This is a genomic window from Emticicia sp. BO119, assembly GCF_013912375.1.
In the GTDB taxonomy this organism is placed as follows: domain Bacteria; phylum Bacteroidota; class Bacteroidia; order Cytophagales; family Spirosomataceae; genus Emticicia.
The window spans coordinates 61,711-84,508 of the sequence record NZ_JACETV010000002.1; the positions used below are offsets into that span (position 1 = coordinate 61,711).

Below are 22,798 nucleotides of genomic sequence, written 5' to 3' on the forward strand. Positions count from 1 at the left end.
TCATGTTTTATTAGCTTGATTGGTTATCTTCTTAAAAAGTTGGCCATTCAGTTTGTAATTAAAGATACGTTTATCAATAGATGAAGGTATTTTTTCAATGGGTTCTTCAATGCCATAAATTAGTTCTAATTTAGATGTCAAGGCTTTAATAAAGTCATGCCTTGTTTTGCGTTGATTTTCAATCGTTTTATTATTCACCTTCAAGAGTACATTTATTTGTTCTGTATCTATGCCCTCAGTGTTATGCTCTTGAATTAAAATAGCAAGCAAAGCTTTTTCGACATCATCTAATTTATCAGACAACCCAAAAACTTCCTTTTTAGCTTTTGGTCTTTTTAAGTAAAAAAGGATAGATACTATGATTAAAGCGACAATTATTGCTGTTAAAAACCAATAATTGAGGCCTGATGACTCATAAACTTTGCCTATGAATGTTGCTTCTTTTTTTAATTGTTCTAATGATACTACTTGCTTAGAAATATAATTCTGAGGGGCAGTTGTGACAAGTTTATAGCTATAAAGGGAATCTCCGATTATATATTCTTTTTCACTGTCCCTGCCTGCATCGGATATCGGTTCAAAGAGCCGTTTTTTATCTTCCCATTTAAAAACTTCATTCTGAACGGGGTCAATTATAAAAATTTTGTTGTTAGGTGCTTCATATACTCTGATAACGAAGTATTTCCCGCTCCAATCGAATATTCTGTTTGGGGTTTTTACAATTTTTAGTAAAGCAGGGTTTGTTATTTTTCCTAATGAAGTCCATTTTTTCTCTTTGAAACTGTATTCATTCATTCCAAAGTCATTCAGGAAATTTCCATTATTTTCAGCATCGCTGTAGTAATAGTTTAAGCCAGAAAATAGTATATCCCGTTCTTTAAAATACCCGTTTAATCCTTTGTGAATGGAACTTGGAGGATTGTTTAGACTATTAATAGCGTCCCATTCTTTGGTTTCGTTCTGGAAATAGGTTAGTAGATTATTAGTTCTAAAACAGCCATATCCCCCTACACAGTACAGCGTATCTTTCCTGATAAATCGTACACTCTGGCAGTTGTATCCTCTATAATAAGTTTTGTCTATTCTTTCAAAATTCAAAATTTTAAAATCAAACTGATACACCTGATTGGTGCAGTCGACCAATAAATACCGGATATTTTTATTGGAAGGAGTTAAGCATATAATAACATTACTTGGAAGAATTTCTTTTTCGTCAACGTTGAGCAGATTGATATGCCCGACAACTTGCCAGATTCCCAGCCTGGTTTCTTTTTCAATAATCTTCTTTTGTGTATCAATTCTATAAGCACATCTATCAACTTCATCAACCCATTTTAGAGTAATTGCCTTTGAAATTAAAGGACAAGATAGCAAAAGGCATAAGATGAATAGTTTTCTCATGTTAGAGATAATGTATTAGTAACCATTATAATGTAAAATAAGTAGTTTTTCTTTATTGAGCCCGATAGTTTTGATCGAAAATTTTAAAACATGATGGAGAAAAATTTTACAAAGACGTATATAGGTCAAATTGATAAAATAGGTAGAGGTTTTATATCTCTTTTATTCCTGGCTCATATGAACACTGTCAGTATTCAAGCGCAGGTTTTTACACACTCTGATGCAGATGGGTCAATTACGATTAGCCCTAAAGGGTTGCAGGGTAAGACTAATAGTAGCTATGATGTTACAAATTTAGCGTTAGGTGACTATGCGCTTTGGATAAACAGTGGGGGTATGGAGAATACAGCTATCGGAACGTTAGCCCTTAAAAATAATACAACAGGAAGCTGGAATACTGCCAATGGATGCTCGGCTCTATACAGTAATATGACCGGAAACTATAATACAGCAACGGGTAGAGGAGCACTTGCAGATAATATTAGTGGTGGCTGGAATACAGCTGATGGGCTTTATGCGCTCAGGGATAATAGGGAAGGATATCGTAATACTGCCAATGGGGCTTATGCCCTTCAATTCAACAAGGGTGGTTATGAAAATACGGCTTTAGGTAATGACGCAGGTTCTGCAAATATTTCAGGGTCAAATAATACCTTTATTGGTTATCAGGCCAATCCCTCCCAAAGTAATTTAAAAAATGCTACTGCCATCGGTAATTGTGCTATTGTAAATGCCTCAAACAAAGTCCGGATAGGAGATTCAACTGTTACCGTTATTGAAGGGCAAGTACCCTGGACAAACCCATCAGATAGACGACTAAAAGAGAACATAGTTTACACTTCACGATTAGGGCTAACATTTGTTAAACGCCTGCAAACCGTATCTTATAATTTCATTGCCGATAAGGGCAAAACACGCTACGACGGCTTCATTGCTCAGGATATAGAAGCCATTATGCAAGACTTAAAAGTACCGTTTAGCGGACTTAAAAAAGCAGAGGATGGCAGGTATTCACTGGCCTATTCTGATTTTGTTATGCCTCTTGTCAATGCCATAAAAGAACAACAGGAGCAAATAGAAACCCAACAACAGGAAATTGAATTGCTTAGAAAGCAATTGAAAAAGGTTGATGATTTGGAAAGGAAGATTGAGTTGTTGGCTGGGAAAGAAGTGAATAGAGTGGGGAAGTAATCGAAGAATAGTTTTAAATCAAATTCTAAAGTAACACAAGAAAATTTTATGAAAATGGATAGAGGTTATGCTTATAAAGTAAACAAAAGATTGATTTTCCTTTTCTTATCGGTTGTAATAATCAATATAAAAGTCAAGGCTCAAATATATACTGAAAATTCTTCAGATGGCTCAATTACAATAACGCCTAAAGGACTAAGGGGAAAAGAGAATAACCTGAATAATGTAAATTTAGGATTAGGTTCTAATATACTTTCCTCCAACACTGATGGTATTAATAATATAGGAATAGGCTTTTATGCCCTTACTAGAAATACGACTGGAAATAATAATGTAGGAATAGGGAGGTTAGCTCTTTATTCTAATACTGTTGGAAAAGAAAATGTTGCAATTGGCAATTCTTCTTTAGGCGTTAATACAACAGGGGGGCAAAATACAGCAGTAGGTTATAACTCACTTTATGCCAATTCTACGGGATACCAAAATACTGTTATCGGTAGCTGGGCTCTTGTTAACAATTCGTCAGGGTATTATAATACTGCAAGTGGAAATGGCGCTCTTTTTTATAATACAACAGGTTATAGAAATTCTGCAATTGGTCATCAATCACTTTTTGCCAATACAACAGGTAACAATAATATAGCTATTGGAACAGGATCTGGTTCTTTTATAACTATAGGTAACAATAACGTTTTTTTAGGCGATAACGCAAACACTACTGTAAATAATATTAATAACTCAATAGCAATTGGTGCAAATACCACCGTAGATGCATCAAACAAAATAAGACTAGGAAACTCTAACATAACAGTTATTGAAGGGCAAGTTGCCTATAGTTACCCATCAGATGGAAGATTCAAAAACAATATTAAAGAAGATATTAAGGGTTTAGACTTTATTACAAGGCTCCGACCTGTATCTTACAATTTTGATACACAAGCATTTGATAAGTTTACTAATGGAGACGAAAGTTCTCAGGAAGCAGATTTTTCCTTTTCAAAAAGCATCAAACATAGTGGCTTTATCGCACAGGAAGTTGAAAAAGCGATGATTGAAACAGGCTATGATTTTGATGGAATTACTATACCTAAAGATAAAAATCAGACTTATAGTTTATCATACTCACAATTTGTTGTGCCTTTAGTGAAAGCTGTGCAGGAACAGCAGGTTATGATTGAAGTTTTAAAAGAAGAAACTAAACAGTTGTTAAACTTAATAACAGATTTAAAAAATCAATTAAAAAAATAAAATTATGGAAGAAGATTTTGATTTCAAAAGAGAGATAACCGACTTTAGGTTGGAAGACTTTAGAGAATTTGTTAACTGGAAGTATAATCCTCCAAGGCCTTTTAAAATATTATTAAGTCAAGGAGGTAGTTATTTTTATTTGTATGATGAAAATAAAAACAAGATGTATGAAGTTGATACTAATCTCAATCTATTGAGAAGAGAAAATGCTGATTCTTTATTAGATTATTATAAGAAGGGTTATGATAAGGAAAGATAGGTAAAATAAATCTATATGCAATTTAATAATAGTAAGGTTGACTAATATGTGGGACAACGTCCCACTTTTTTGAAAATTTAAGAAAGTAACTCTTCGTACTTTTCAGGAGAGATAGATAATTTGCTCATGTTTTGGTTTATCAGAAACTTTTTAAAGATAGAAAATTGCTCCTCAATCCTCCAAAATATTCCCAACAAAAGTATTCTTAAAGAAGAAGGCTACTAGAAGGAAGGCTACTGCCCAGTTGAGGTAGATGTAGTAGAAGTCTTCAACATCGCGGTAGACGCTGTCTTTGATTTTTACTTTTTCCAGGCGGTTGATTTGCTCGAAGATGTTTTTGAGTGTCTGGTTATCGGTAGCTGTAAAGAATTGCCCATTGCCTTGTTGGGCAATCTTTTTCAGGGTGCTTTCATCTACTTTTACATTTTTGCTGTCTCTACCTACCAGAATGGTATATACTTTTATACCGAATGATTTGGCTAAATCTGCGGCTGTGAGTGGGTCGAGGGTTCCGGCAGTATTGTCTCCATCGCTTAAGATAATGGCCACTTTACTATTGCCCGGTACATCTCTCAGACGATTAATACAAGTTGCTAAAGCGCTGCCGATAGCCGTACCTGAAGTCTGAATCATGCCACTATTAATTTCATTCAGATACTCATTCAGCATTTCATAGTCTGTTGTGAGTGGACAGATAGAATAAGAGTCAGCTGCAAAAATGACTAAGCCTATACGATCTTGAAAACGTCCTTTAACAAACTCACGGGCCACATTTTTAGCAGCATCCAGGCGGTTAGGATTCAGGTCTTTTTCTAACATTGACTCTGAAATATCCATTGCCAGCATAATATCTATACCCTCTGAAAACTGCTCTTTACTCTCTCTTACGCGTTGTGGGCGCGCTAATGAAAGCAACACACAGGTAATACCCAGAATAAAAAATAAAGGTGGAAGGAAACGCAGATAGCTGATTAATCTGGTTTGCAGTTGAGGATTACTCAATGATAAACCTAATTTCTGTTGACCTCTGTTATAAAACAACCAGCGAAGCAAAAACAAAAAAGGGATTCCGGTGATGGCATATAGATATAACTTATCAGCCCAAACAAATGAACGCAGGGTTTGCGGAGTAAGCCAATCTATTGAGAACCAATCCCACATGAATTTATCGAGCGAATTAGTGATTTAGTGAATGAGTGATTTTTATCTGAACTATGATTTAACTGATTTTAGGATTACAATGATTTATAATCTGTAAAGTTATTCTTTAAGCTATTTTGGGAATCTTTCATTAGAATCAGGTAAATCATAGTTCAGGCAAAATCAACCGCGCGACGGCCGCTCAATTGTTCCTATATCTATCCACAGCATTTCTAACACTGCCGTGCTGAAGTACTAAGGCATGAGCTTCGTCGTGTGGGATTTTCAGTTCGTTCATCACCATTCTTGTTGCTCTTTCAACCAGTTTCAGGTTGGTCAATTGCATATCTACCATTTTATTGCCACGCACTCTTCCCAGCTGAATCATCACCGAGGTAGAAATCATATTCAATACCAGTTTCTGGGCGGTGCCTGCTTTCATGCGTGTGCTTCCGGTTACAAATTCGGGTCCGACTACGGCTTCAACCGGATATTCGGCTTCGGCGGCTATGGCACTTCCTGTATTACAAACTACACAGCCAGTCAGGATTCCGTTCCGGCGAGCTATTCTTAACCCACCGACTACATAGGGCGTTCGGCCGGAAGCCGCAATACCAATCAAGGTGTCTTTCTCGTTGATTTTATATTTTTCTAAATCTATCCAGGCTTGTTCAATATCATCTTCGGCGTTTTCAACGGCTTTTCTGATGGCCTTGTCTCCACCAGCCATAATACCTACTACCATGCCGTGAGGTACACCAAAAGTTGGTGGACATTCTGAGGCATCAACTATACCCAAACGGCCACTTGTACCGGCGCCAATATAAAAAATTCTACCGCCTGCTTTCATGCGCGGTACTATCTGACTCACCAAAGCCTCAATCTGTGGAATACATTTTTCGACAGCGTTGGGTACTGTCTTATCTTCATTATTGATATTTACCAGTAATTCGTGCACTGACATCTTTTCAAGATTATCATAATGCGAAGTCGATTCTGTTGCCAGTTTTTCTAAACCAAGAGACATATTAAGTTTTATAGTAGTTTTGTTTTTATTGTCTGTTCCAATAAATAATCAGGTTTTTAGAAGCTCTTCCTGAGGCAATTAAATCTATTTTGCCATCACCATCTAAATCAGCACTTTGTATATCTTCGCAAGCCATTGTATTATTGTCTATGGTGTACTCACTCCATTGCGATAGTGTTGCGTCAGGTACATAAAATCTGATACCTACCTTTTTATCTTTGTTGGGTTCGCGCCAACCCACTGCTATCTGTGGTCTACCTAATTTAAGGAAATCTGCTAAGGCAAGGGCATGTCCCTGATTCAGATTTTCGTTCAGAACAACAGGCTCTTTCGTATCGCTTAACCAAACCAGTTTATTACCATGCATCGGCTGAACGGTTGCAAAATAGCCATTTTTGCCCACTTCTGTATATTTTACTTCGCCTATCTGCATATTTCCATGCACTTTGGGTGATTTCTCCCATTTGTCGGTGTATTGATAGGTACGCAAACCCTCTTTTCCGCCGATGGTTATCCAGGTAGTATTTTTGTCTTCTTTTATCTCAAAATTATGTGTCAGGTGCATGGTGGAATCAATGATTGTTCGTTTCCAATCAGTTTTAGGGTTTGTTGGCCTATCATACGCCCATATTTTTACTCCTGCGCCTTCACCATTTTTATTGCCTAAACCGTGCAAAGGTACAACCACTAATTGAAATGTATTTTTGGTTTTTACCCATTTCATACGGTGGATGGTTACCTCGTGGTGCAATTCAACTGCCTCCCACTTTTGCGTAGGGTCGGTTGGGCGAATCAGGTAATGAACTGAACCAGACTTACTCAAATCATTAGTTTCTCCCGGATTCCAGTTTGCCCCAACAGCTACTTCTACTTTTCCGTCGCCGTCTATATCTCTTGCAGCAATACAGACATTGTCACGGGCTGTCAGGTTTTCAATCATCACAAACCGCTTCCAGTCGCCATTCCGATACCAGACAAATTGTTTCTGGTCGGCCATCAGTATATCAGGTTTTTTGTCTCCATCCACATCGCCAATGGCCAGGCCATAGCCAATACTTACCTGATTGTCAATCGTTTGAGGAACAAAATTAGGTGTTTGAGCAAAACAAATCTGAACAAAAAGCAGGGCGCAAAGAAAAGTTTTCATAGGTTTGAGAGGGTCAATGAAACATTTGCAAAGTTTATAATAAAATTTATTTATTACGACTTTCAAGGATAATAAACTTTGCCAGGTGGAGACCAGATAGAAAAATTTAATCGGTTGAAGGTAATAACTTGCCCGGATTCATGATATTCAGAGGGTCAAGGGCTTTTTTGATTGCCCACATGGTGTTTACAGCTTCACCATGTTCTAAGGTCATGTAGGAAAGTTTGCCAATACCTATTCCATGCTCGCCTGTACAAGTACCCTCCATGTCCAAAGCTCGTTTTACTAATCTTTTATTGAGGGCTTTGGCTTTTTCAAATTCTTCGGCATCATCAGGGTCAATCACAATAGTCAAATGAAAATTGCCATCTCCTACATGACCTAAGATAGGAGCATAAATACCTGTTTCCTGAATATCCGACTGAGTTTCAGTAATGCATTTGGCTAATCTTGAGATAGGTACACACACATCAGTCGACATCAATTGCCCATCTTTTCGATAAGCTACAGAAGCAGGGGCAGCATCTGTACGAGCAAGCCACAGTTTGATACGAGCCGCTTCGTCTTTTTCCCAGATAAACTCCTTTGCACCAAAACGTTTGGCAATGGTTTCTACCTGTGTAATCTGTTCTTCTAATTCTGATTCCGAACCATGAAATTCTAAAAATAACGTAGGCACTTCTTCATAATTCAGGTCAGAATATCTGTTGATAGTCGTCATCATCTGTGCATCTAATAGTTCAATTTTGGCAATAGGGATACCTTTCTGAATAATCGTAATGGTCGTATTAACAGCGGCTTCTACCGTAGGGAAAGAACATACTGCTGCGTATATGGCTTTAGGACAGCTATGGAGTTTGATGGTTAATTCGGTAATGATGCCCAAAGTGCCTTCTGCACCTACAAAAAGATGTGTAAGGTCATAGCCTGCCGAAGATTTTTTAGCCTTACTTCCTGTTTTGATGATTTGTCCGTCTGCTAATACAATCTTTAGTGATAGTACATTTTCTTTCATTGTACCGTACCGTACGGCATTTGTGCCGGAGGCACGGGTACTTGCCATGCCTCCTAATGTGGCATTTACGCCAGGCCCAATCGGAAAAAAGAATCCTGTACCTTGCAGGGCTTCATCCAGTTGATTACGGGTAACGCCTGGCTGAATGGTGGCATACATATCAGCATGATTGATTTCAAGAATCTGATTCATCAAATGAAAGTCTATGCAGACTCCGCCATTTATAGCTAATATATGTCCCTCAACCGAAGTACCTGCGCCAAATGGGATAATAGGTATCTGGTGAGCCGAACAAATCTTAACGATTTCGGAAATTTCTTCAGCAGAAGATGGATACACAACCCAATCTGGCGGGGTGCAGGCATGATAACTGAAACCTACGCCATGCTCGTTGCGAGTGGTTTCATTATCTACTACTCTATCTTGGAGTAATGCCTGCAACTGCTCAAAACCGATTTGCTTTGATTGGGTATCCATCCGTATGATTTATTTCATTAGTTCGGCATAATGCTTATAAAACAAAGGAATGGTTTCGATTCCCTTAAAGAAATTCACTAAACCATAATGTTCATTTGGCGAATGTAGTGCATCAGAATCCAGACCAAAGCCGAACAAAATAGATTTTAAACATAGTTCTTTTTCAAATAAAGCCACAATCGGAATACTCCCTCCGCCACGGGTTGGAACAGGTTTTTTGCCGTAGGCTTCTTCCATTGCCAGCATCGCTGCTTTATATCCTGCCGATTCGGTTGGGGTCACATAAGGTTGTCCACCATGGTGGCGGGTAACAGTTACTTTCACCGTTGGCGGAGCAATGGCTCTGAAATGAGCGTCGAATAATTCAGCTATTTCTTCCCAGTCCTGATCTGGTACCAGGCGCATCGAGATTTTAGCGAAGGCTTTCGATGGTAAGACAGTCTTTGAGCCTTCGCCTGTATATCCTCCCCAGATACCATTTACATCTAAAGTCGGGCGGATAGAAGCACGCTCACGGGTGGTATATCCTTTTTCGCCAGTTACCTCTATTATATCCAAATCATCTTTATAATCTTCCAGACTAAACGGAGCAGCTTCTAAATCGTCTCTTTCTTCCTGGCTTAGTTCGATTACTTTATCGTAAAAGCCTTTTACTGTTATTTTGCCATCGGCATCATGCAAAGAAGCAATCATTTCACAAAGCACATTTACCGGATTAGCTACAGCGCCCCCATATACACCCGAATGTAAATCACGATTCGGCCCTGTAACTGACACTTCCATATAAGTTAAACCACGTAAACCGGTTTCTACCGATGGAATATCATTGGCAATAATCGAAGTATCTGAAATCAGAATCACATCGGCTTTCAGTTTCTCTTTGTTTTCTTTCACAAAAGTGCCTAAATGCTCAGATCCCACTTCTTCTTCGCCCTCAAACATAATCTTTACATTACAAGGCAAATTGCCATCAGCCAGCATCATTTCAATGGCTTTTACGTGCATATAAATCTGCCCCTTATCGTCGCAAGAACCACGGGCAAAGATTGCTCCCTCAGGATGTATTTTTGTCTTTTTGATAGTTGGCTCGAACGGCGGAGAATCCCATAGCTCGTAAGGGTCAGCAGGTTGCACATCATAGTGCCCATATATCAGAATAGTAGGGAAAGAAGCGTCTATAATTTTTTCGGCATATACTACCGGATGCCCTGCCGTAGGCACTATCTCGGCTTTATCAAGCCCTGCTGATAATAGCTTTTCTTTAATATACTCGGCTGCGCGAATCATATCAGGCTGAAATTTAGAATCAGCACTGACAGACGGAATCCTTAGAAAATCAAACAACTCATTTAAAAAACGGTCTTTGTTCTGGTCTATATAAGTACTCATAGATTTGTTTTATTGATATCCAAGCGAATTGGGTAAATGTATGACTTATACGGCAAAAAGTAGCCGTTTCTCTACTACAAAGTAAAGTAATTGATGGAGAGAATACAATTTTAGAATGAGGGATTTATTTCTTAGCACCGAATTTATTTTCGGTTCCGTTCATCAGACGCTGAATGTTATGGCGATGGGTGAATACGAGAATGAGGGATAACACACAGGCAAAAGCCAGATAATAAGGGTCTTGTTTTGGATTTACATCCCATACATTCAATGCAACTTGTATAGGGAAAGCCAAAGCACCTATCATAGACCCTAATGAGACGTATTTTGTAAGGAAAACAAGGATAAAGAAAACTACTATGCAGATAATAACGGTCAATGGAAAAGAAGCAGCGATTACGCCCAAAGCGGTAGCCACACCCTTACCTCCTCTGAATTGTGCAAAAACCGGATATAAATGCCCTATTACGGCGGTGAGCCCCATCATTAGAGGTAAGTATTTATCAGTATCTGAAAATAAAAACTGAGCGGATAGAACGGCAAGAAAACCTTTAAGAAAGTCAATAACGAGAACAATGATGCCTGCTTTCCGGCCAAAAGTACGTAAAGAATTGGTTGCTCCTGCATTACCACTACCATGCTGACGAATATCAACCCCATGAAAGATTTTACCATACCAAACAGCAGTAGGGATAGACCCTAACAAATAGGCAACAATAACGCCCATTATAATCATACGAATTCTCTTGTTTAAATAATGAAGTTACAAAGGTATATAAAATTGTGAGATTTGAAGATTTAAAAAAACATTAAAAAAGGTAAATAATTGATAGTAAGTATATTGTGTGTTGAAAATTCTTTAAGAAAATTGTATATTTTTCTTAATCCGACTTTTTGTTTATATACTTTTGTGATGAAATACGGCATATCAAAGGCATATGAAGTATAAGGTAGCTATACTAAATCGTTTTATAACAGTAAAAATTTTTTATTGGCAATAAATCTTTTTGCAGGAGTAGATGTTGTTTACGGGTACATAATATTTTTATGTTTGAGATATTAATCCGGGCTTACCACACTGGCATTTAATTCCTGAGAAACTATGCCTATCGTTGAGGTCTTCTGCTAAAGGGTATTGTACAATAAAATAAATTCAGTAAAACCGGCTTTTTGTTTTATTCAAAGGCTATGAAAACAAGTATATTATCAGCTTCTTATGTAGAAGAAACGAGTAAGACTTTATTGTTGGCTTTTCCTATTATGGTGGCGCAGTTAGGCTCTATAATGATGGGAGTAACTGATAATATCATGGTTGGGCATTATCTGGGCAAAATTGGTTTAGGTGTGGCCGGTATTGCCAATTCCATTGCCTTTGTAATTGCTTCTATTGGTATTGGAGGACTCGCTGTAGTTGCACCACTTATCTCTAAAGCTAAAGCCGAAAGAAATATATCAGAGGTGAATCGTCTGTTCCGGGCAGGCCTGTGGGCTGCGTTTTGGTTTGGTCTGATATTAGGGATAATAGGTTTTGTTTGTATTTATTTTTTCGACGTTTTTCAGCAATCTGCCGAAATCAATGCCAATTCTCCTACTTTTATGGGGATTATTGTCATATCAAATATTTTTACTTTTCTATTTGTTGCTTCAAAACAACTTTCGGATGGATTGTCGCGAACATATGTTGCCATGATTATTACTATTATGGGGCTTATTTTTAATTTTGTTTTTAATGCTGTACTTATTAAAGGGTATCTGGGTTTTCCGGCTATGGGGCTTAATGGAGCTGCTGTTTCCACACTTATCACACGTGTATTAATGGTAATTGCCATGCTGATTTATCTTTTCAAAGCAAAAGCCTTTCAGAAATACCTCCGTAAAAAGTATAATCCTCAGCCTGTCAGAGATTTAGTAAGGTATATTTTTAAGATTGGTGTGCCGAGTGGCTTGCAATTTTTCTTTGAGATAGCCGCTTTTTCGTTTGCTGTTGTTATGATGGGCTGGTTAGGTGAAAACCAATTGGCGGCTCATCAGATTGCTATTAATTTAGCTTCTATTACGTATATGATGGCAGCGGGCTTAGGTGTAGCGGGGGGGATTAGAGTAGGAGAAGGCAGAGGACTAAGAAGTATTCAGAAAATAAGGATGTCAGGTAATGTTGCTTTGCTTTTAGTTGGTACATTTATGACATTGATGATGTTGGTAATGATTCTTTTTGATAGATTTTTGGTAGAATTATATATTGCTGATAACGAAGTAATAGTAATCGCTGTGAGACTCATGCTTATAGCGGCAGTTTTCCAGTTATCAGATGGGATTCAGGTAGTGGCTTTGGGTATTTTAAGAGGGATAGCAGACGTAAATATTCCTACCTGGATCACCATGTTTGCTTATTGGGGTGTAGCTTTACCATTAGGCTATTTCTTAGGATTCAACCTGAAACAAGATGCCATTGGTGTATGGATAGGCCTATGGGCAGGTTTAACTATGTCGGCACTTTTATTGACCACACGTTTTTATTATCTGGTAAGTAAAATGAAGAAATCTGAACAATATTTTTTAGAAGCTGAAAGTATATGAAAGAGAAAAATCTGCGGTCATATTATAATAAACATGTGATAGAAGCGGGGCTTGATGAAGCAGGGAGGGGATGTTTGGCAGGACCTGTGTTGGCGGCAGCAGTCATTTTGCCAAAAGACTATAAACATTCGTTACTGAATGACTCAAAACAACTCACAAAAAAACAACGGATTAAGCTACGATCAGAAATAGAAAAAGATTCACTGGCATATTATGTTGCAAAGGCAACCGAGGTAGAAATAGATAAAATTAATATCTCAAAGGCAAGTTTTTTGGCCATGCACCGGGCAGTAGAGGCTTTGAAAATCCAGCCTGAACACTTACTGGTTGATGGTAACCGTTTTGTGCCCTATCCGCTTATTCCGCATACCTGTATTGTAAAAGGCGATGAAAAGTTTTTGTCGATAGCAGCTGCATCTATTCTTGCCAAGACCTATCGTGACGATTTAATGGAAGAATTAGGCTTGGAGTTTCCAAGTTATCGTTGGCATGAAAATGCAGGCTATCCGACCATTCATCACCGCAATGCCATTCTTCAAAATGGACTTACGCCTTATCATCGTTTGACTTTTAAGTGTATTAAGTACTGACAATAGGCATTATATCAAAAAATAAGGGTGACACAGTTTAAAACCTTGTCACCCTTTTAATATATATGCAAATCAAAACTTCAGGTCTTTCAGATAAGCTGCATCGCTTTTCATACTCTCAATCGGGCTTACCGGGTATTGCTCCTGTTCTACCAGGTAATACTTGATGCCTGCATCTTTCCCTGCACGCAATAAAGATTTATAATTAATAATACCTTTCTCCAAATCAGTTTGTTTTGGTTTAGGGTCTTTAGTTTCCAATTGTTTTATATGGCAAAGTTCGTAGCGTTTACCGTATTCTTTCAGGTGAGCCAATGTATCTTCACCTGCTGCTTCAATCCAGCACATATCCAGCTCAAACATCACTAATGATGGGTCGGTATTATCTAATAAGATACGTTGGCCTTTTACGCCATTGGCATTCTGGAATGAATATGAGTGGTTATGATAGCCATATTTGATACCATATTTTTTAGCAGTTTCACCATGCTTGCTGAAAGTCTCTGCTTTTTGTTTCCAGGCATCTGCTGATGGTTGCATACCAATGGCCGGACAAATTACATATTTTAAGCCTGCTTCAGCACATTTGGCAATCATTTCCTCGTTTGTGTCAGGCAGGCCCAGGTGTGTACTTACCATTTTCACACCAATGTCAGACAGATAAGCTTTTGCTTCTTTTGGAGTCATTCCCCAGAATGGGTCTTTTGAGTAGCTTTCAAAATATTCGTAGCCCATATCAGCCAATTGCTTCATATAGCCTTTAGGGTCTTTTGGCAATACATCACGGATACTGTATAACTGGCAACCGAATTGTTTCAGCGTACCTTTGGCTTCTACTCTGTTAGCAATCAAGGCCAATGCAGCCAAAGAAGCCGATTGTTGTAAGAATTTTCTGCGATCAATCATCATAGTTTTGCAGGAGGTTTTGGTTGTTATAAAAGACACGGCAAGTTAGCAGATTTTATAGCACAAATGGAGGGATAAGTATGATTTTTTTGTGGCTTTTAATCTATATTCAATCTATTTATTTGTTTCAAACAACAGAGATTATCGTATCTATCATTGGAGCAATAAATTATCCGTATCTTTAGTACTATTTATATTTAGTCTACCAAAAAAGCACAGGCAGCTAACTACCTGTGCTTTTGCTCAAATGTATTTCAAATCTTAGCTTTCAAACATATTACCTAAACCACCTAAAATAGAACCGCTCTCTTTGTTGGCATTGCCACCATAAGGAGCCAGACGTTGGATGAGTTTCGAGATTGGTAATGATTGAATCCATACCTTACCTGTACCTCGAAGCGTGGCAAGAAACAGACCTTCTCCACCAAAAATCATTGATTTAAGACTGCCTGCCCTCTCAATATCAAATTGTAATTGTGGTTCGAAACCGACTACACAACCAGTATCAATGCGTAAGGTTTCATTATTTAACTGACGCTCAATAACCACCCCACCTGAATGGATGAATGCCATACCGTCGCCCTGAATTTTTTCGAGTATGAAGCCTTCGCCACCAAAAAAACCGGAGCCCAGGCGTTTGTTAAAGTGAATAGAGATACTTGTACCCAAAGCGGCACATAAAAAAGCATCTTTTTGTACTATCAGGGTATTCCCCATTATTTCAGCCAGATTAACTGCTTTGATAGTGCCTGGATACGGTGCCGCGAATGCTACTTTACGCTTCATTTGAGGCACCCGGTTGGTAAAGTGGGTCATGAATATAGACTCACCCATCAATGCGCGGCTTCCTGCTTGCACAAGTTTACCTAAAAAACTTTGTTGTGGCTGTGAACCATCGCCCATTTTTGTTTCAAACTGTATGCCGTCTTCCATAAAAAGCATAGAGCCTGCTTCGGCTACTACAGTTTCATAAGGGTCAAGCTCGATTTCGACAATCTGAATGTCTTCGCCAAATATTTTGTAATCAATTTCGTGAGAACGCATAGCTATATAATTGGGTTTATGATTTCGAGACGAATATAGAAGTTTAGAGGAATATCTTTCAAAAAAAACTACATAAATGGGTAGATTGTTGAGGGAATGGTAATTTTTTGAGTATCAGATTCAACAATACAAAAAAACTAAAAGTAGAGTTAGTAGAAATTTTTTAATAGAGCATAATGGGTCTTTTTACTGAGAATTTTTAAATTTGGTCACTAAATCGTTGCCTATGTTATACACTTCTCATTTGATTTTTACAATAATATTGTCTCTTTTTACAGGTATTTCTAATGAGAAGACTCCTGAAAAACCCAATATTCTTTTTATACTGGTAGATGACCTGGGCTGCGATGACATGGGGTTTTCAGGGAGTAAATATTATGAAACACCACATACAGACTCACTTGCTAAAAAAGGAACAATTTTTACAAGAGGATATTCAGCCAGTTCTGTTTGTAGCCCTTCAAGAGCGAGTATTCTTACAGGAACATGGCCTACAGTGCATGGTATTACTGACTATCTATATGCAAAAACCGGAGAAGCGTGGTCTAAAACAGGCAGGCATACAAAATTACTACCACCGCCATATCAACTATCGATAGATGCTAACCTTACAACCATTGCTCAAGTATTGCACCATAATGGCTATAAAACTGTAATGGCAGGCAAGTGGCATTTGGGAAAAGAATCAGAAAATGCTTCGCCAACCGACAAAGGTTTTGACGTGAATATCGGAGGCTCTGAGAGTGGGGGACCTTATTCTGGCGGATATTTTTCACCTTTTAATAATGAAAAGCTTATTGACAGGCCACAGGAACAAGGTATGAGTTATGCAATGAAACTGGTAAAAGAACTTGGTTTATTTATAGAACAAAACAAGAATACGCCTTTCTTTGCGTATCTTTCTTTTTATGAAGTGCATGCACCTATTCAGACCTCTGAATCTAAATGGAAGAAATACCGCGACAAATCTGACCAGCAAGGAATACATGATGTAGGATTTGATACTTCACATTTTTTTCCTACCCGCAAATATCAGGATAATCCTGTATATGCTGGCCTTATTGAGCAAATGGACGATGCCGTCGGGGTAATATTGCAAAAACTAAAAGAATTAAAACTCGATAAAAACACAATAGTTGTATTTACCGGGGATAATGGAGGGGTTAACTCGGGCGATGATTATTCTACAGCTCCACTACATTATCGCGGCGGTAAAGGTATGCAATGGGAAGGCGGCACACGTGTTCCATTGGTTGTTTATGTTCCGTGGCTGAAACAAGTGCCTACATCTGATACGCCTGTATCAGGGATAGATTTTTTTCCTACCTTACTGCATCTGACACTTAATGATAGATATCATATCCGACAAAAGCTAAACGGGACAAATATCAGCCCGTTGCTGAAAGGCCAGGCGATAAAAGACAGAGCCTTATACTGGCACTATCCGCACTACAGCAATCAAGGTAGCCAGCCTGCTTCTTACGTAGTGAAAGATAACTGGAAACTCATTTATTATTACGAAGACAAGCATGAAGAACTCTATAACCTCGATACAGACCCTTTTGAAAACAATAATGTAGCTCAAACAAATACAAAGGAAAGAGTGCGCTTACGGAAAATACTATTTAACTGGTTAAATGAAACATGTGCATCATCTCCCGTACCGGATAAAAACTATATTCCAGAAGCATTGGCTCAATGGAAGCAGGAGATAAATACAAAACAACTTAAAAAGCTGGAAGCTCATCGTAAGGAAATACTTAAGATTAAATGGAAGCCCAACGAAAACTGGTGGAAAAGTAAAGTAATTTCGAATGACAATTGATTGGACAATTCTAAAGTTAGCTAACTTTATTTAAATAAATTCAGAAATGTTCCAACCTTTTAGCACTAATTAGTATCATAGTAATAAATGTAGAGAATTTTAGACAAAATAGCATGGAATGGTTTTTGAACTAAAAACTCTGATAGTATGAAAGATAGCTTAAAAAAATTAAAGGACAATTCTATGAAAAGGTTAATGGTAGTTATGATGGTTGCATTGGCAACTGCGTGTTCGAAAGACGAAGTAACAGAGCAAAAAGCTTCGTTTGGTAGTACAATTGAAACAGCATATTCTAAAGCAGTAGTGTTGCAAGAAGGGGTTGAGGTAAAAGTTACAAAAATAGAAGATAGCCGTTGTCCGAAAAGCGTTGTATGTGTTTGGGAAGGAATGGTTAAAGTTTATATAAGCGTTTCTGAAAAAGGAGCTACTAAAGAGGCGGTTATTGAAATAAAAGGTGGCGAACAGAAACCTTCTTCTACTACAGTAGAACTGAATGGGAATACTTATCTTATTGAAGTGACAGACGTGTCTCCGTATCCGCAAACACCAGATCCGATCAGTTTGCAGGATTACAAAATCAGTTTTACAATCAAGAAAGCTTAAAAGAGTTTCAAAAACAAAGGCTAACCTAAAAAGTTAGCCTTTGTTTTTCATGCTTGCGGTTCACTTGTTGGCGGTGTCGGATTTTCAGGGCCTTTGCCAAATAAATCCTGTAAGAATTTCTCAGCACCCGGAAAATACTGCTTCAAGGCTTCTGCCCCTTCGGTTTTCAGTTTCTCAAAATACTCAGGGGCTTTGTCAATTGCTTGTTCAGCTTCACCTTTAAACTGGTTGGCCTTGTCTTTTAAATCAGCCAATGCTTTTTCCCCCTCTTCTGTCTGTAAATATTTGTGTAAGGCTACACCTGCAGCTGCTCCCAGCACGAATGTAGCTAAGTGTTTTGCATTTACCATTGTCTTAATTTGATTTTTTGTTAAAACTAACTTCTGACGAAGTTATGCAGTAAAAGTATCAATAATTTATGAGGATAATCATTAATTTTGCTCATAGGTAAAAAATGTTGATAAATGGAAGAAAACCTTACTGATAATTACGCGCGAGTGCTGTTTGACTATCATTTTTTGCAACAGTCATTAAAAAAAGCTGACTGTATTTTTGTATTAGGCAGCCACGATCCAAGCGTGGCCGACTATGCCGCTCAATTGTATAACGAGGGTTTTGCTCCCTATATTATTTTTTCAGGGGGAGTAGTGCGGCCTGTCGGTGAATTGAGAAATGCAATGCCTAAAACCGAAGCAGAAGCATTTTTTGATATTGCTGTAAGCAAAGGTGTACCTGCTGATGCGATTCTGTTAGAGAACGAAGCGACTAATACAGGAGCAAATTTTATATGTACAAAAAAACTACTGAAAGAAAAAAATCTAAATTTTAAGAGTTTTATTCTGGTTCAGAAACCTTATATGGTTCGTCGTACTTATGCTACAGCAATGGTGCAGTTTAAAGAGTTTGACTTTGTGGTTTCTGCTTTGCCGGATACTTATGATTCTTATATGGTACGCTGTCTGGCTGAAGGTATTTCTAAAGAACGTGTCATAAGTAATATGACAGGTGATTTACAAAGGCTGAAGATTTATCCAAGCAAGGGCTTTCTGATAGCAATGGATATACCTCAGGAGGTTTGGACTGCCTATGAACGACTTTTGGAATTAGGATTTGAAGGACGCATGGCAAGCTAAAAACTCTTGCCATTTAATAAATATTTGAGCTGAAAAAGAATTATTTTTCGGCTTAATAAAAATCACTCATTAATATTGCCCTGTAGAAAGCATGACAAGTGTACAGGCCTCTAAAGGTTCTATTTTATTTTGAGCAAGTAATTTTTCAAACTCGGGATTTTCTGTGCCTGGATTGAAGATAACTCTCTTGGGTTTTAATCCTACAATATAATCGTAATATTCTGGCTGACGTTTGGGACTGATATACATAGTTACTGTATCTATGCTCTCTATATCAGGCTTGCTTGTCTGTATTTCTTTGCTGCCAATTTTTCCCTGGTCTTTACCTATGAGTTCAATTTCATGACCATGATGTAATAATCTGTTGGCAGCTAAAAATGCATAACGTGTCGGATCGGTAGATGCTCCTATTACTAAAGTTTTTTTTGACATTTCGGTGTCGTGTTGTTTAATTTGAAAACATTTAGATAAATGGTTTTTGTTCCTTAATTTTAGATTAAAACAATATTTTGAAACAATTTTTTATCAGAAATGTTGTTATTATGCGAAGAAATCCTAACTGTCGATGCTTATACTCATATTTTGCTGGCATACTTTTTTATGCATATTATGATATAGTTAAGGTTTTAATAATTATATAATTTTTGTGATGAATAGAGGAACGAATAGTGAAAAAAATGCTCTTTGGGCAGAACGATGGACACCAGTTGTCATTGACGTAGAAGGAGTTGAAAATCCACCTCGCTATGAGGTCTCAAATTTTGGTAGGCTCCGTAGTTTGCAAAATGATTCCAAAGGTACAATTATTAAAGGTTCAGTTATTCAGGGATACAGGTCTTTGAATGTAAGATTACCTAAAGGAAAAACATTTAATCGCTATATACATAAATTAGTGGCTGAAACTTTTGTGAAGAGAGAAAGCCCTGAACATAAATTTGTTATCCACCTTGACTACGACAAAATGAATAACCATTTTGAAAACCTGAAGTGGGTAACAAAAGATGAAATGGTAGAGCATAATCGCGAAAACCCTGCTGTAAAGAATAAGCCGATTCCGAGAAATACGAAGAACTACAAGTTGACTGAGACCAAGGTCAGAATGATCAAGAAGATGCTTCAGAATGAAAATACCCGTCTGAAAATGATAGCAAAACAATTTGGTATCACGCACACCCAGTTGAATCGCATACGATCAGGTGAAAACTGGGGTTATCTGAAAACAGATGAGTAAGTAGCAATTATGATAGAATACTTTAAAGTGTGCTTTTATCTTCTACTTAGTTTTAGATAGAGACTATTTTAAGTAAGAAAAGCCGTGTCTCTCCTGTAAAATTTTAAACTTTCTGTAGAGGTTATCTGATTGTTATTTTGCCCAATTCGGCCAGAAAATCTTCTTTTCTACGTCGGGCTACCTCTACCTCGTAGTTGTCTGACATGATTGCAAATCCACCTTCACCTTTTACATATTTTTTTACGTGACGCAGATTGACAAGATGTTGATTGTGTACCCTGCAAAAACTATATGGGGTTAGTAATTCCTCATATTCCTTTACGTTTTTCGAAACAATGATTTTCTTTTTGTCAGAGAAATGAAAAACAGTATAGCTACCATCGGACTCACATCTGATTATTTCTGAAATCGGAATATAAAATACGCCTTCCTGGGTCGGAAGAGCCAGTTGCATATTTTCGTTCTTAGGTGTGCGTATGTTCTGTAGCAATAACTCTATGCTGTGATTAGTATCCTTCTTTTTAATCCGGTCTATTACTTTTTCTACCGAGTAATCAAGGTCATCTATATCAACAGGTTTAAGCAGGTAATCAATCGCTCCAAACTTAAAGGCCTGAATAGCATACTGGTCATAACCTGTTACGAAGATTACCTCAAATTTTACCTCCGGCATGGCATTGAGCATATCAAATCCGGTTTTACCAGGCATTTGTATGTCCAGAAACACTAAGTCAGGCTTCAGCCTTTGAATAGTAGCGATGCCCTCATCTGCCGAATGAGCTGCACCCAGAAGTTCAATTTCAGGATAGCGTTCCAGTAATTTAGCAAGAGCCTGGCTTCCTCTTACTTCATCATCAACAATCAGGGTTTTAATCTTCATACGAGTAGTTTTCTATTGCGTTTTAAGGTATCAGATAATGCCGAGTTTCTCTAAAATTTTGGTCGTTATTTCAATTCGGTCTCCCCCAAAAGTCGGAATACTTTTTTCTACAGGTTTATAAACTCTTGTGGCAAAAAAATATACATTGTCTTTCTTTTGTACGTAGCCAACATACCAGCCTATGTCTTTAGGAGGAGTATCAGCCCAGCCTGTTTTGGCTCTTATTGTATATTCAGGCGTTTCTTTCCGAATCATAATTTTCTTTACGATCTCTAATGTCCTTTTTGAAAAGGGTAATTTCTCTTCATACAACTTTACTAAAAATTCAAGTTGGTTTTTCGGAGAAATTGTCAGACTCGAACCAAGCCAAAAGGTTGTTAACCCGGCACTTATATCCTGATTGCCATAGCTTAGGGCTTGCAGGAATTGATGATAATTTTTCTCACCAATTCTTCGGGCTAATTCCTGATAAAACCAGACAGTTGAATTTTTAAAAGCGTTCTTTAAATCGTGGTCTGCATTCCATGCTTCAAGCCAGCGTTTTTGACCGTCCCATTTGATAACTTCATTTTCATCTTTAATTGCCCCTGTTTCTAAGGCTATGAGCGAGTTGGGGATTTTGAAAGTTGAAGCAGGTGAAGTTGGCTTTGTAAAGTCGGCTTTGTCGCTCACTATATATTCTTTTTTTTGGTAATCATATAAGAAGAAGCCTCCCTCAAGATCTTTCTCCTTAAAATACTGACTTAAATCTTCAGTTTTTTGCGCAAAAGCGTCACCTAAAAGAGTGGAAATAAAAATAAAAGTGAGTAGTTTTTTCATTCTAATAAAGCACAGAGTAAATTTGGACTGATTTCTAACAAAAATAGTCAGCTTACAAGGAATTATTATTGAAATACCCTTCTTTTTTGCAGAGAATTTTATTCTACAAAAAATGAGGATGTCAAATCTGGAAATGAGCTTCCAAATACATTTGTTACAAGGAATCAATCAATAGATTTTAGGTGTTGTATTGGAAAAGTTAACAAAAAAATGAATTTAAAGGTATTGTGTTTTGGTATTACAAGAGATATTATTGGGCAGTTTGAATATAAACTTTCTTTACCCTCTGAAGCAACCGTAGCAGATTTGAAAAATCAGCTTTCAATACAATTTCCTAAGTTTGCTACGTTGAAGTCTTTACGCATTGCTTTGAATGAAGAATATGCTGAAGATGCTATGACTTTGAAAGAAAACGATGAAATAGTGTTGATTCCACCTGTGAGTGGAGGATAATAAAATCTGATACTAACCATGATTGATATACAACTCTTACATACACCTCTTTCTGAAAAAGCATGCCTTGATTTTGTAAAAACAGATGATGTCGGAGGAATAGTGGTTTTTGTAGGGACAGTGCGCAACCAGACCAAGGGCAAAGCTGTAATAAGACTTGATTTTGAAGCATACGAGCCTATGGCTATTTCGGAGATGAGGAAAATTGCAATATTGGCTGTTGAGCAATTCTCTCTAAAAAAAATCTCTTTACATCATCGGGTAGGTACTTTGGATGTAGGTGAAATTCCGGTAGTAATTGCCGTTTCATCGGCACATCGAAAAGCAGCTTTTGTTGCCTGTGAATTTGTGATTGATACCCTGAAAGAAACAGTGCCAATCTGGAAAAAAGAGATTTTTGAAGATGGAGAGGTTTGGGTATCGGCTACGCCTTGATAGGTGGA

The 22,798-nt window shown here is 37.7% G+C and carries 24 protein-coding genes; 11 read left to right on the forward strand and 13 right to left on the reverse strand.

Annotated features, from left to right (window positions below; translation table 11 throughout):
* Window positions 1-1,401, reverse strand: coding sequence for a hypothetical protein (locus tag H1R81_RS07290; protein WP_181840050.1), 1,401 nt, complete (start codon window positions 1,399-1,401; stop codon window positions 1-3).
* A 90-nt stretch (window positions 1,402-1,491) separates the two neighbouring features.
* Between H1R81_RS07290 and H1R81_RS07295 the strand changes: the two genes are divergently transcribed.
* From H1R81_RS07295 to H1R81_RS07305, 3 genes are read left to right on the forward strand one after another with little or no spacing between them, the layout of a single operon-like run.
* Window positions 1,492-2,592: a tail fiber domain-containing protein gene (locus tag H1R81_RS07295; RefSeq protein WP_181840051.1), complete on the forward strand. Its 1,101-nt coding sequence runs from the start codon at window positions 1,492-1,494 to the stop codon at window positions 2,590-2,592.
* 54 nt (window positions 2,593-2,646) lie between these two features.
* On the forward strand, window positions 2,647-3,840 hold the full coding sequence (locus H1R81_RS07300) for a tail fiber domain-containing protein (protein WP_220275189.1): 1,194 nt from the start codon (window positions 2,647-2,649) through the stop codon (window positions 3,838-3,840).
* Window positions 3,841-3,844: 4 nt separating this feature from the next.
* Window positions 3,845-4,099, forward strand: coding sequence for a hypothetical protein (locus H1R81_RS07305; protein ID WP_181840053.1), 255 nt, complete (start codon window positions 3,845-3,847; stop codon window positions 4,097-4,099).
* A 171-nt stretch (window positions 4,100-4,270) separates the two neighbouring features.
* Here the strand turns inward: H1R81_RS07305 and H1R81_RS07310 are convergent, their stop codons facing one another.
* The 6 genes from H1R81_RS07310 to plsY all read right to left on the reverse strand — a co-directional run bounded on the left by H1R81_RS07310 (window position 4,271) and on the right by plsY (window position 11,030).
* Window positions 4,271-5,260, reverse strand: a complete 990-nt coding sequence (locus H1R81_RS07310; RefSeq protein ID WP_181840054.1) for a VWA domain-containing protein — start codon at window positions 5,258-5,260, stop codon at window positions 4,271-4,273.
* Between the two features lie 181 nt (window positions 5,261-5,441).
* Window positions 5,442-6,266 carry an N-acetylmuramic acid 6-phosphate etherase gene (murQ, locus tag H1R81_RS07315; protein WP_181840055.1) on the reverse strand — a complete coding sequence of 275 codons (825 nt, stop codon included), beginning with the start codon at window positions 6,264-6,266 and terminating at the stop codon, window positions 5,442-5,444.
* Between the two features lie 25 nt (window positions 6,267-6,291).
* Window positions 6,292-7,413, reverse strand: a complete 1,122-nt coding sequence (locus tag H1R81_RS07320; protein WP_181840056.1) for an FG-GAP and VCBS repeat-containing protein — start codon at window positions 7,411-7,413, stop codon at window positions 6,292-6,294.
* Window positions 7,414-7,519: 106 nt separating this feature from the next.
* Entirely contained in the window at window positions 7,520-8,905 is a 1,386-nt protein-coding gene (locus tag H1R81_RS07325; protein ID WP_181840057.1) for an FAD-binding oxidoreductase, read from the reverse strand.
* A 9-nt stretch (window positions 8,906-8,914) separates the two neighbouring features.
* The gene (locus H1R81_RS07330) at window positions 8,915-10,294 is read right to left on the reverse strand and encodes a dipeptidase (RefSeq protein WP_181840058.1); all 1,380 of its coding nucleotides are present in this window, start codon (window positions 10,292-10,294) and stop codon (window positions 8,915-8,917) included.
* A gap of 124 nt (window positions 10,295-10,418) precedes the next feature.
* The gene (plsY, locus tag H1R81_RS07335) at window positions 10,419-11,030 is read right to left on the reverse strand and encodes a glycerol-3-phosphate 1-O-acyltransferase PlsY (protein WP_181840059.1); all 612 of its coding nucleotides are present in this window, start codon (window positions 11,028-11,030) and stop codon (window positions 10,419-10,421) included.
* 452 nt (window positions 11,031-11,482) lie between these two features.
* On the opposite strand from plsY, the gene H1R81_RS07340 reads away from it, so the two are divergent.
* Window positions 11,483-12,871, forward strand: coding sequence for an MATE family efflux transporter (locus H1R81_RS07340; protein ID WP_181840060.1), 1,389 nt, complete (start codon window positions 11,483-11,485; stop codon window positions 12,869-12,871).
* Complete coding sequence (locus H1R81_RS07345; RefSeq protein WP_181840061.1) at window positions 12,868-13,461, forward strand: ribonuclease HII; 594 nt, start codon at window positions 12,868-12,870, stop codon at window positions 13,459-13,461. Before H1R81_RS07340 ends, H1R81_RS07345 begins: the two co-directional genes overlap by 4 nt.
* A 72-nt stretch (window positions 13,462-13,533) precedes the next feature.
* On the opposite strand, the gene H1R81_RS07350 is transcribed toward H1R81_RS07345, so the two are convergent.
* Together H1R81_RS07350 and H1R81_RS07355 are read right to left on the reverse strand one after the other, a co-directional pair.
* Window positions 13,534-14,370, reverse strand: a complete 837-nt coding sequence (locus H1R81_RS07350) for a sugar phosphate isomerase/epimerase (RefSeq protein WP_181840062.1) — start codon at window positions 14,368-14,370, stop codon at window positions 13,534-13,536.
* Between the two features lie 258 nt (window positions 14,371-14,628).
* The gene (locus H1R81_RS07355) at window positions 14,629-15,411 is read right to left on the reverse strand and encodes a TIGR00266 family protein (RefSeq protein ID WP_181840063.1); all 783 of its coding nucleotides are present in this window, start codon (window positions 15,409-15,411) and stop codon (window positions 14,629-14,631) included.
* A gap of 226 nt (window positions 15,412-15,637) precedes the next feature.
* On the opposite strand from H1R81_RS07355, the gene H1R81_RS07360 reads away from it, so the two are divergent.
* Both H1R81_RS07360 and H1R81_RS07365 read left to right on the forward strand, forming a co-directional pair.
* A complete protein-coding gene (locus H1R81_RS07360; RefSeq protein WP_181840064.1) occupies window positions 15,638-17,236 on the forward strand; it encodes a sulfatase in 1,599 nt (532 codons plus the stop codon).
* A gap of 147 nt (window positions 17,237-17,383) precedes the next feature.
* The gene (locus H1R81_RS07365) at window positions 17,384-17,839 is read left to right on the forward strand and encodes a hypothetical protein (protein ID WP_181840065.1); all 456 of its coding nucleotides are present in this window, start codon (window positions 17,384-17,386) and stop codon (window positions 17,837-17,839) included.
* A gap of 47 nt (window positions 17,840-17,886) precedes the next feature.
* On the opposite strand, the gene H1R81_RS07370 is transcribed toward H1R81_RS07365, so the two are convergent.
* Window positions 17,887-18,189 (reverse strand): YtxH domain-containing protein, encoded by a 303-nt coding sequence (locus H1R81_RS07370; RefSeq protein ID WP_181840066.1) that lies wholly within the window; start codon window positions 18,187-18,189, stop codon window positions 17,887-17,889.
* 114 nt (window positions 18,190-18,303) lie between these two features.
* Here H1R81_RS07370 and H1R81_RS07375 point away from each other — a divergent pair, with 114 nt between their 5' ends.
* Window positions 18,304-18,972, forward strand: coding sequence for a YdcF family protein (locus H1R81_RS07375; protein ID WP_181840067.1), 669 nt, complete (start codon window positions 18,304-18,306; stop codon window positions 18,970-18,972).
* Between the two features lie 69 nt (window positions 18,973-19,041).
* On the opposite strand, the gene H1R81_RS07380 is transcribed toward H1R81_RS07375, so the two are convergent.
* The gene (locus tag H1R81_RS07380) at window positions 19,042-19,404 is read right to left on the reverse strand and encodes a CoA-binding protein (protein WP_181840068.1); all 363 of its coding nucleotides are present in this window, start codon (window positions 19,402-19,404) and stop codon (window positions 19,042-19,044) included.
* A gap of 217 nt (window positions 19,405-19,621) precedes the next feature.
* On the opposite strand from H1R81_RS07380, the gene H1R81_RS07385 reads away from it, so the two are divergent.
* Window positions 19,622-20,203, forward strand: a complete 582-nt coding sequence (locus tag H1R81_RS07385; RefSeq protein WP_181840069.1) for an NUMOD4 domain-containing protein — start codon at window positions 19,622-19,624, stop codon at window positions 20,201-20,203.
* Window positions 20,204-20,324: 121 nt separating this feature from the next.
* Here the strand turns inward: H1R81_RS07385 and H1R81_RS07390 are convergent, their stop codons facing one another.
* Window positions 20,325-21,083 carry a LytTR family DNA-binding domain-containing protein gene (locus H1R81_RS07390; protein WP_181840070.1) on the reverse strand — a complete coding sequence of 253 codons (759 nt, stop codon included), beginning with the start codon at window positions 21,081-21,083 and terminating at the stop codon, window positions 20,325-20,327.
* 30 nt (window positions 21,084-21,113) lie between these two features.
* Window positions 21,114-21,902 (reverse strand): class D beta-lactamase, encoded by a 789-nt coding sequence (blaOXA, locus tag H1R81_RS07395; RefSeq protein ID WP_181840071.1) that lies wholly within the window; start codon window positions 21,900-21,902, stop codon window positions 21,114-21,116.
* Window positions 21,903-22,112: 210 nt separating this feature from the next.
* Here blaOXA and moaD point away from each other — a divergent pair, with 210 nt between their 5' ends.
* Window positions 22,113-22,355: a molybdopterin converting factor subunit 1 gene (gene moaD / locus H1R81_RS07400; protein ID WP_181840072.1), complete on the forward strand. Its 243-nt coding sequence runs from the start codon at window positions 22,113-22,115 to the stop codon at window positions 22,353-22,355.
* A gap of 18 nt (window positions 22,356-22,373) precedes the next feature.
* A complete protein-coding gene (locus H1R81_RS07405; protein WP_181840073.1) occupies window positions 22,374-22,790 on the forward strand; it encodes a molybdenum cofactor biosynthesis protein MoaE in 417 nt (138 codons plus the stop codon).
* Window positions 22,791-22,798: the final 8 nt, after the last annotated feature.

What these genes read in the sequence shown, in the direction of transcription:
- H1R81_RS07305 (WP_181840053.1), top strand. Translation starts at nt 3,845, where the DNA reads ATGGAAGAAGATTTTGATTTCAAAAGAGAGATAACCGACTTTAGGTTG.
- H1R81_RS07290 (WP_181840050.1), bottom strand. Translation starts at nt 1,401, where the DNA reads ATGAGAAAACTATTCATCTTATGCCTTTTGCTATCTTGTCCTTTAATT.
- H1R81_RS07300 (WP_220275189.1), top strand. Translation starts at nt 2,647, where the DNA reads ATGGATAGAGGTTATGCTTATAAAGTAAACAAAAGATTGATTTTCCTT.
- H1R81_RS07330 (WP_181840058.1), bottom strand. Translation starts at nt 10,294, where the DNA reads ATGAGTACTTATATAGACCAGAACAAAGACCGTTTTTTAAATGAGTTG.
- H1R81_RS07365 (WP_181840065.1), top strand. Translation starts at nt 17,384, where the DNA reads ATGAAAGATAGCTTAAAAAAATTAAAGGACAATTCTATGAAAAGGTTA.
- H1R81_RS07355 (WP_181840063.1), bottom strand. Translation starts at nt 15,411, where the DNA reads ATGCGTTCTCACGAAATTGATTACAAAATATTTGGCGAAGACATTCAG.
- H1R81_RS07350 (WP_181840062.1), bottom strand. Translation starts at nt 14,370, where the DNA reads ATGATGATTGATCGCAGAAAATTCTTACAACAATCGGCTTCTTTGGCT.
- H1R81_RS07405 (WP_181840073.1), top strand. Translation starts at nt 22,374, where the DNA reads ATGATTGATATACAACTCTTACATACACCTCTTTCTGAAAAAGCATGC.
- H1R81_RS07295 (WP_181840051.1), top strand. Translation starts at nt 1,492, where the DNA reads ATGATGGAGAAAAATTTTACAAAGACGTATATAGGTCAAATTGATAAA.
- H1R81_RS07370 (WP_181840066.1), bottom strand. Translation starts at nt 18,189, where the DNA reads ATGGTAAATGCAAAACACTTAGCTACATTCGTGCTGGGAGCAGCTGCA.
- H1R81_RS07390 (WP_181840070.1), bottom strand. Translation starts at nt 21,083, where the DNA reads ATGAAGATTAAAACCCTGATTGTTGATGATGAAGTAAGAGGAAGCCAG.
- H1R81_RS07325 (WP_181840057.1), bottom strand. Translation starts at nt 8,905, where the DNA reads ATGGATACCCAATCAAAGCAAATCGGTTTTGAGCAGTTGCAGGCATTA.
- H1R81_RS07320 (WP_181840056.1), bottom strand. Translation starts at nt 7,413, where the DNA reads ATGAAAACTTTTCTTTGCGCCCTGCTTTTTGTTCAGATTTGTTTTGCT.
- H1R81_RS07345 (WP_181840061.1), top strand. Translation starts at nt 12,868, where the DNA reads ATGAAAGAGAAAAATCTGCGGTCATATTATAATAAACATGTGATAGAA.
- murQ (WP_181840055.1), bottom strand. Translation starts at nt 6,266, where the DNA reads ATGTCTCTTGGTTTAGAAAAACTGGCAACAGAATCGACTTCGCATTAT.
- H1R81_RS07385 (WP_181840069.1), top strand. Translation starts at nt 19,622, where the DNA reads ATGAATAGAGGAACGAATAGTGAAAAAAATGCTCTTTGGGCAGAACGA.
- blaOXA (WP_181840071.1), bottom strand. Translation starts at nt 21,902, where the DNA reads ATGAAAAAACTACTCACTTTTATTTTTATTTCCACTCTTTTAGGTGAC.
- H1R81_RS07310 (WP_181840054.1), bottom strand. Translation starts at nt 5,260, where the DNA reads ATGTGGGATTGGTTCTCAATAGATTGGCTTACTCCGCAAACCCTGCGT.
- moaD (WP_181840072.1), top strand. Translation starts at nt 22,113, where the DNA reads ATGAATTTAAAGGTATTGTGTTTTGGTATTACAAGAGATATTATTGGG.
- H1R81_RS07380 (WP_181840068.1), bottom strand. Translation starts at nt 19,404, where the DNA reads ATGTCAAAAAAAACTTTAGTAATAGGAGCATCTACCGATCCGACACGT.
- plsY (WP_181840059.1), bottom strand. Translation starts at nt 11,030, where the DNA reads ATGATTATAATGGGCGTTATTGTTGCCTATTTGTTAGGGTCTATCCCT.
- H1R81_RS07340 (WP_181840060.1), top strand. Translation starts at nt 11,483, where the DNA reads ATGAAAACAAGTATATTATCAGCTTCTTATGTAGAAGAAACGAGTAAG.
- H1R81_RS07375 (WP_181840067.1), top strand. Translation starts at nt 18,304, where the DNA reads ATGGAAGAAAACCTTACTGATAATTACGCGCGAGTGCTGTTTGACTAT.
- H1R81_RS07360 (WP_181840064.1), top strand. Translation starts at nt 15,638, where the DNA reads ATGTTATACACTTCTCATTTGATTTTTACAATAATATTGTCTCTTTTT.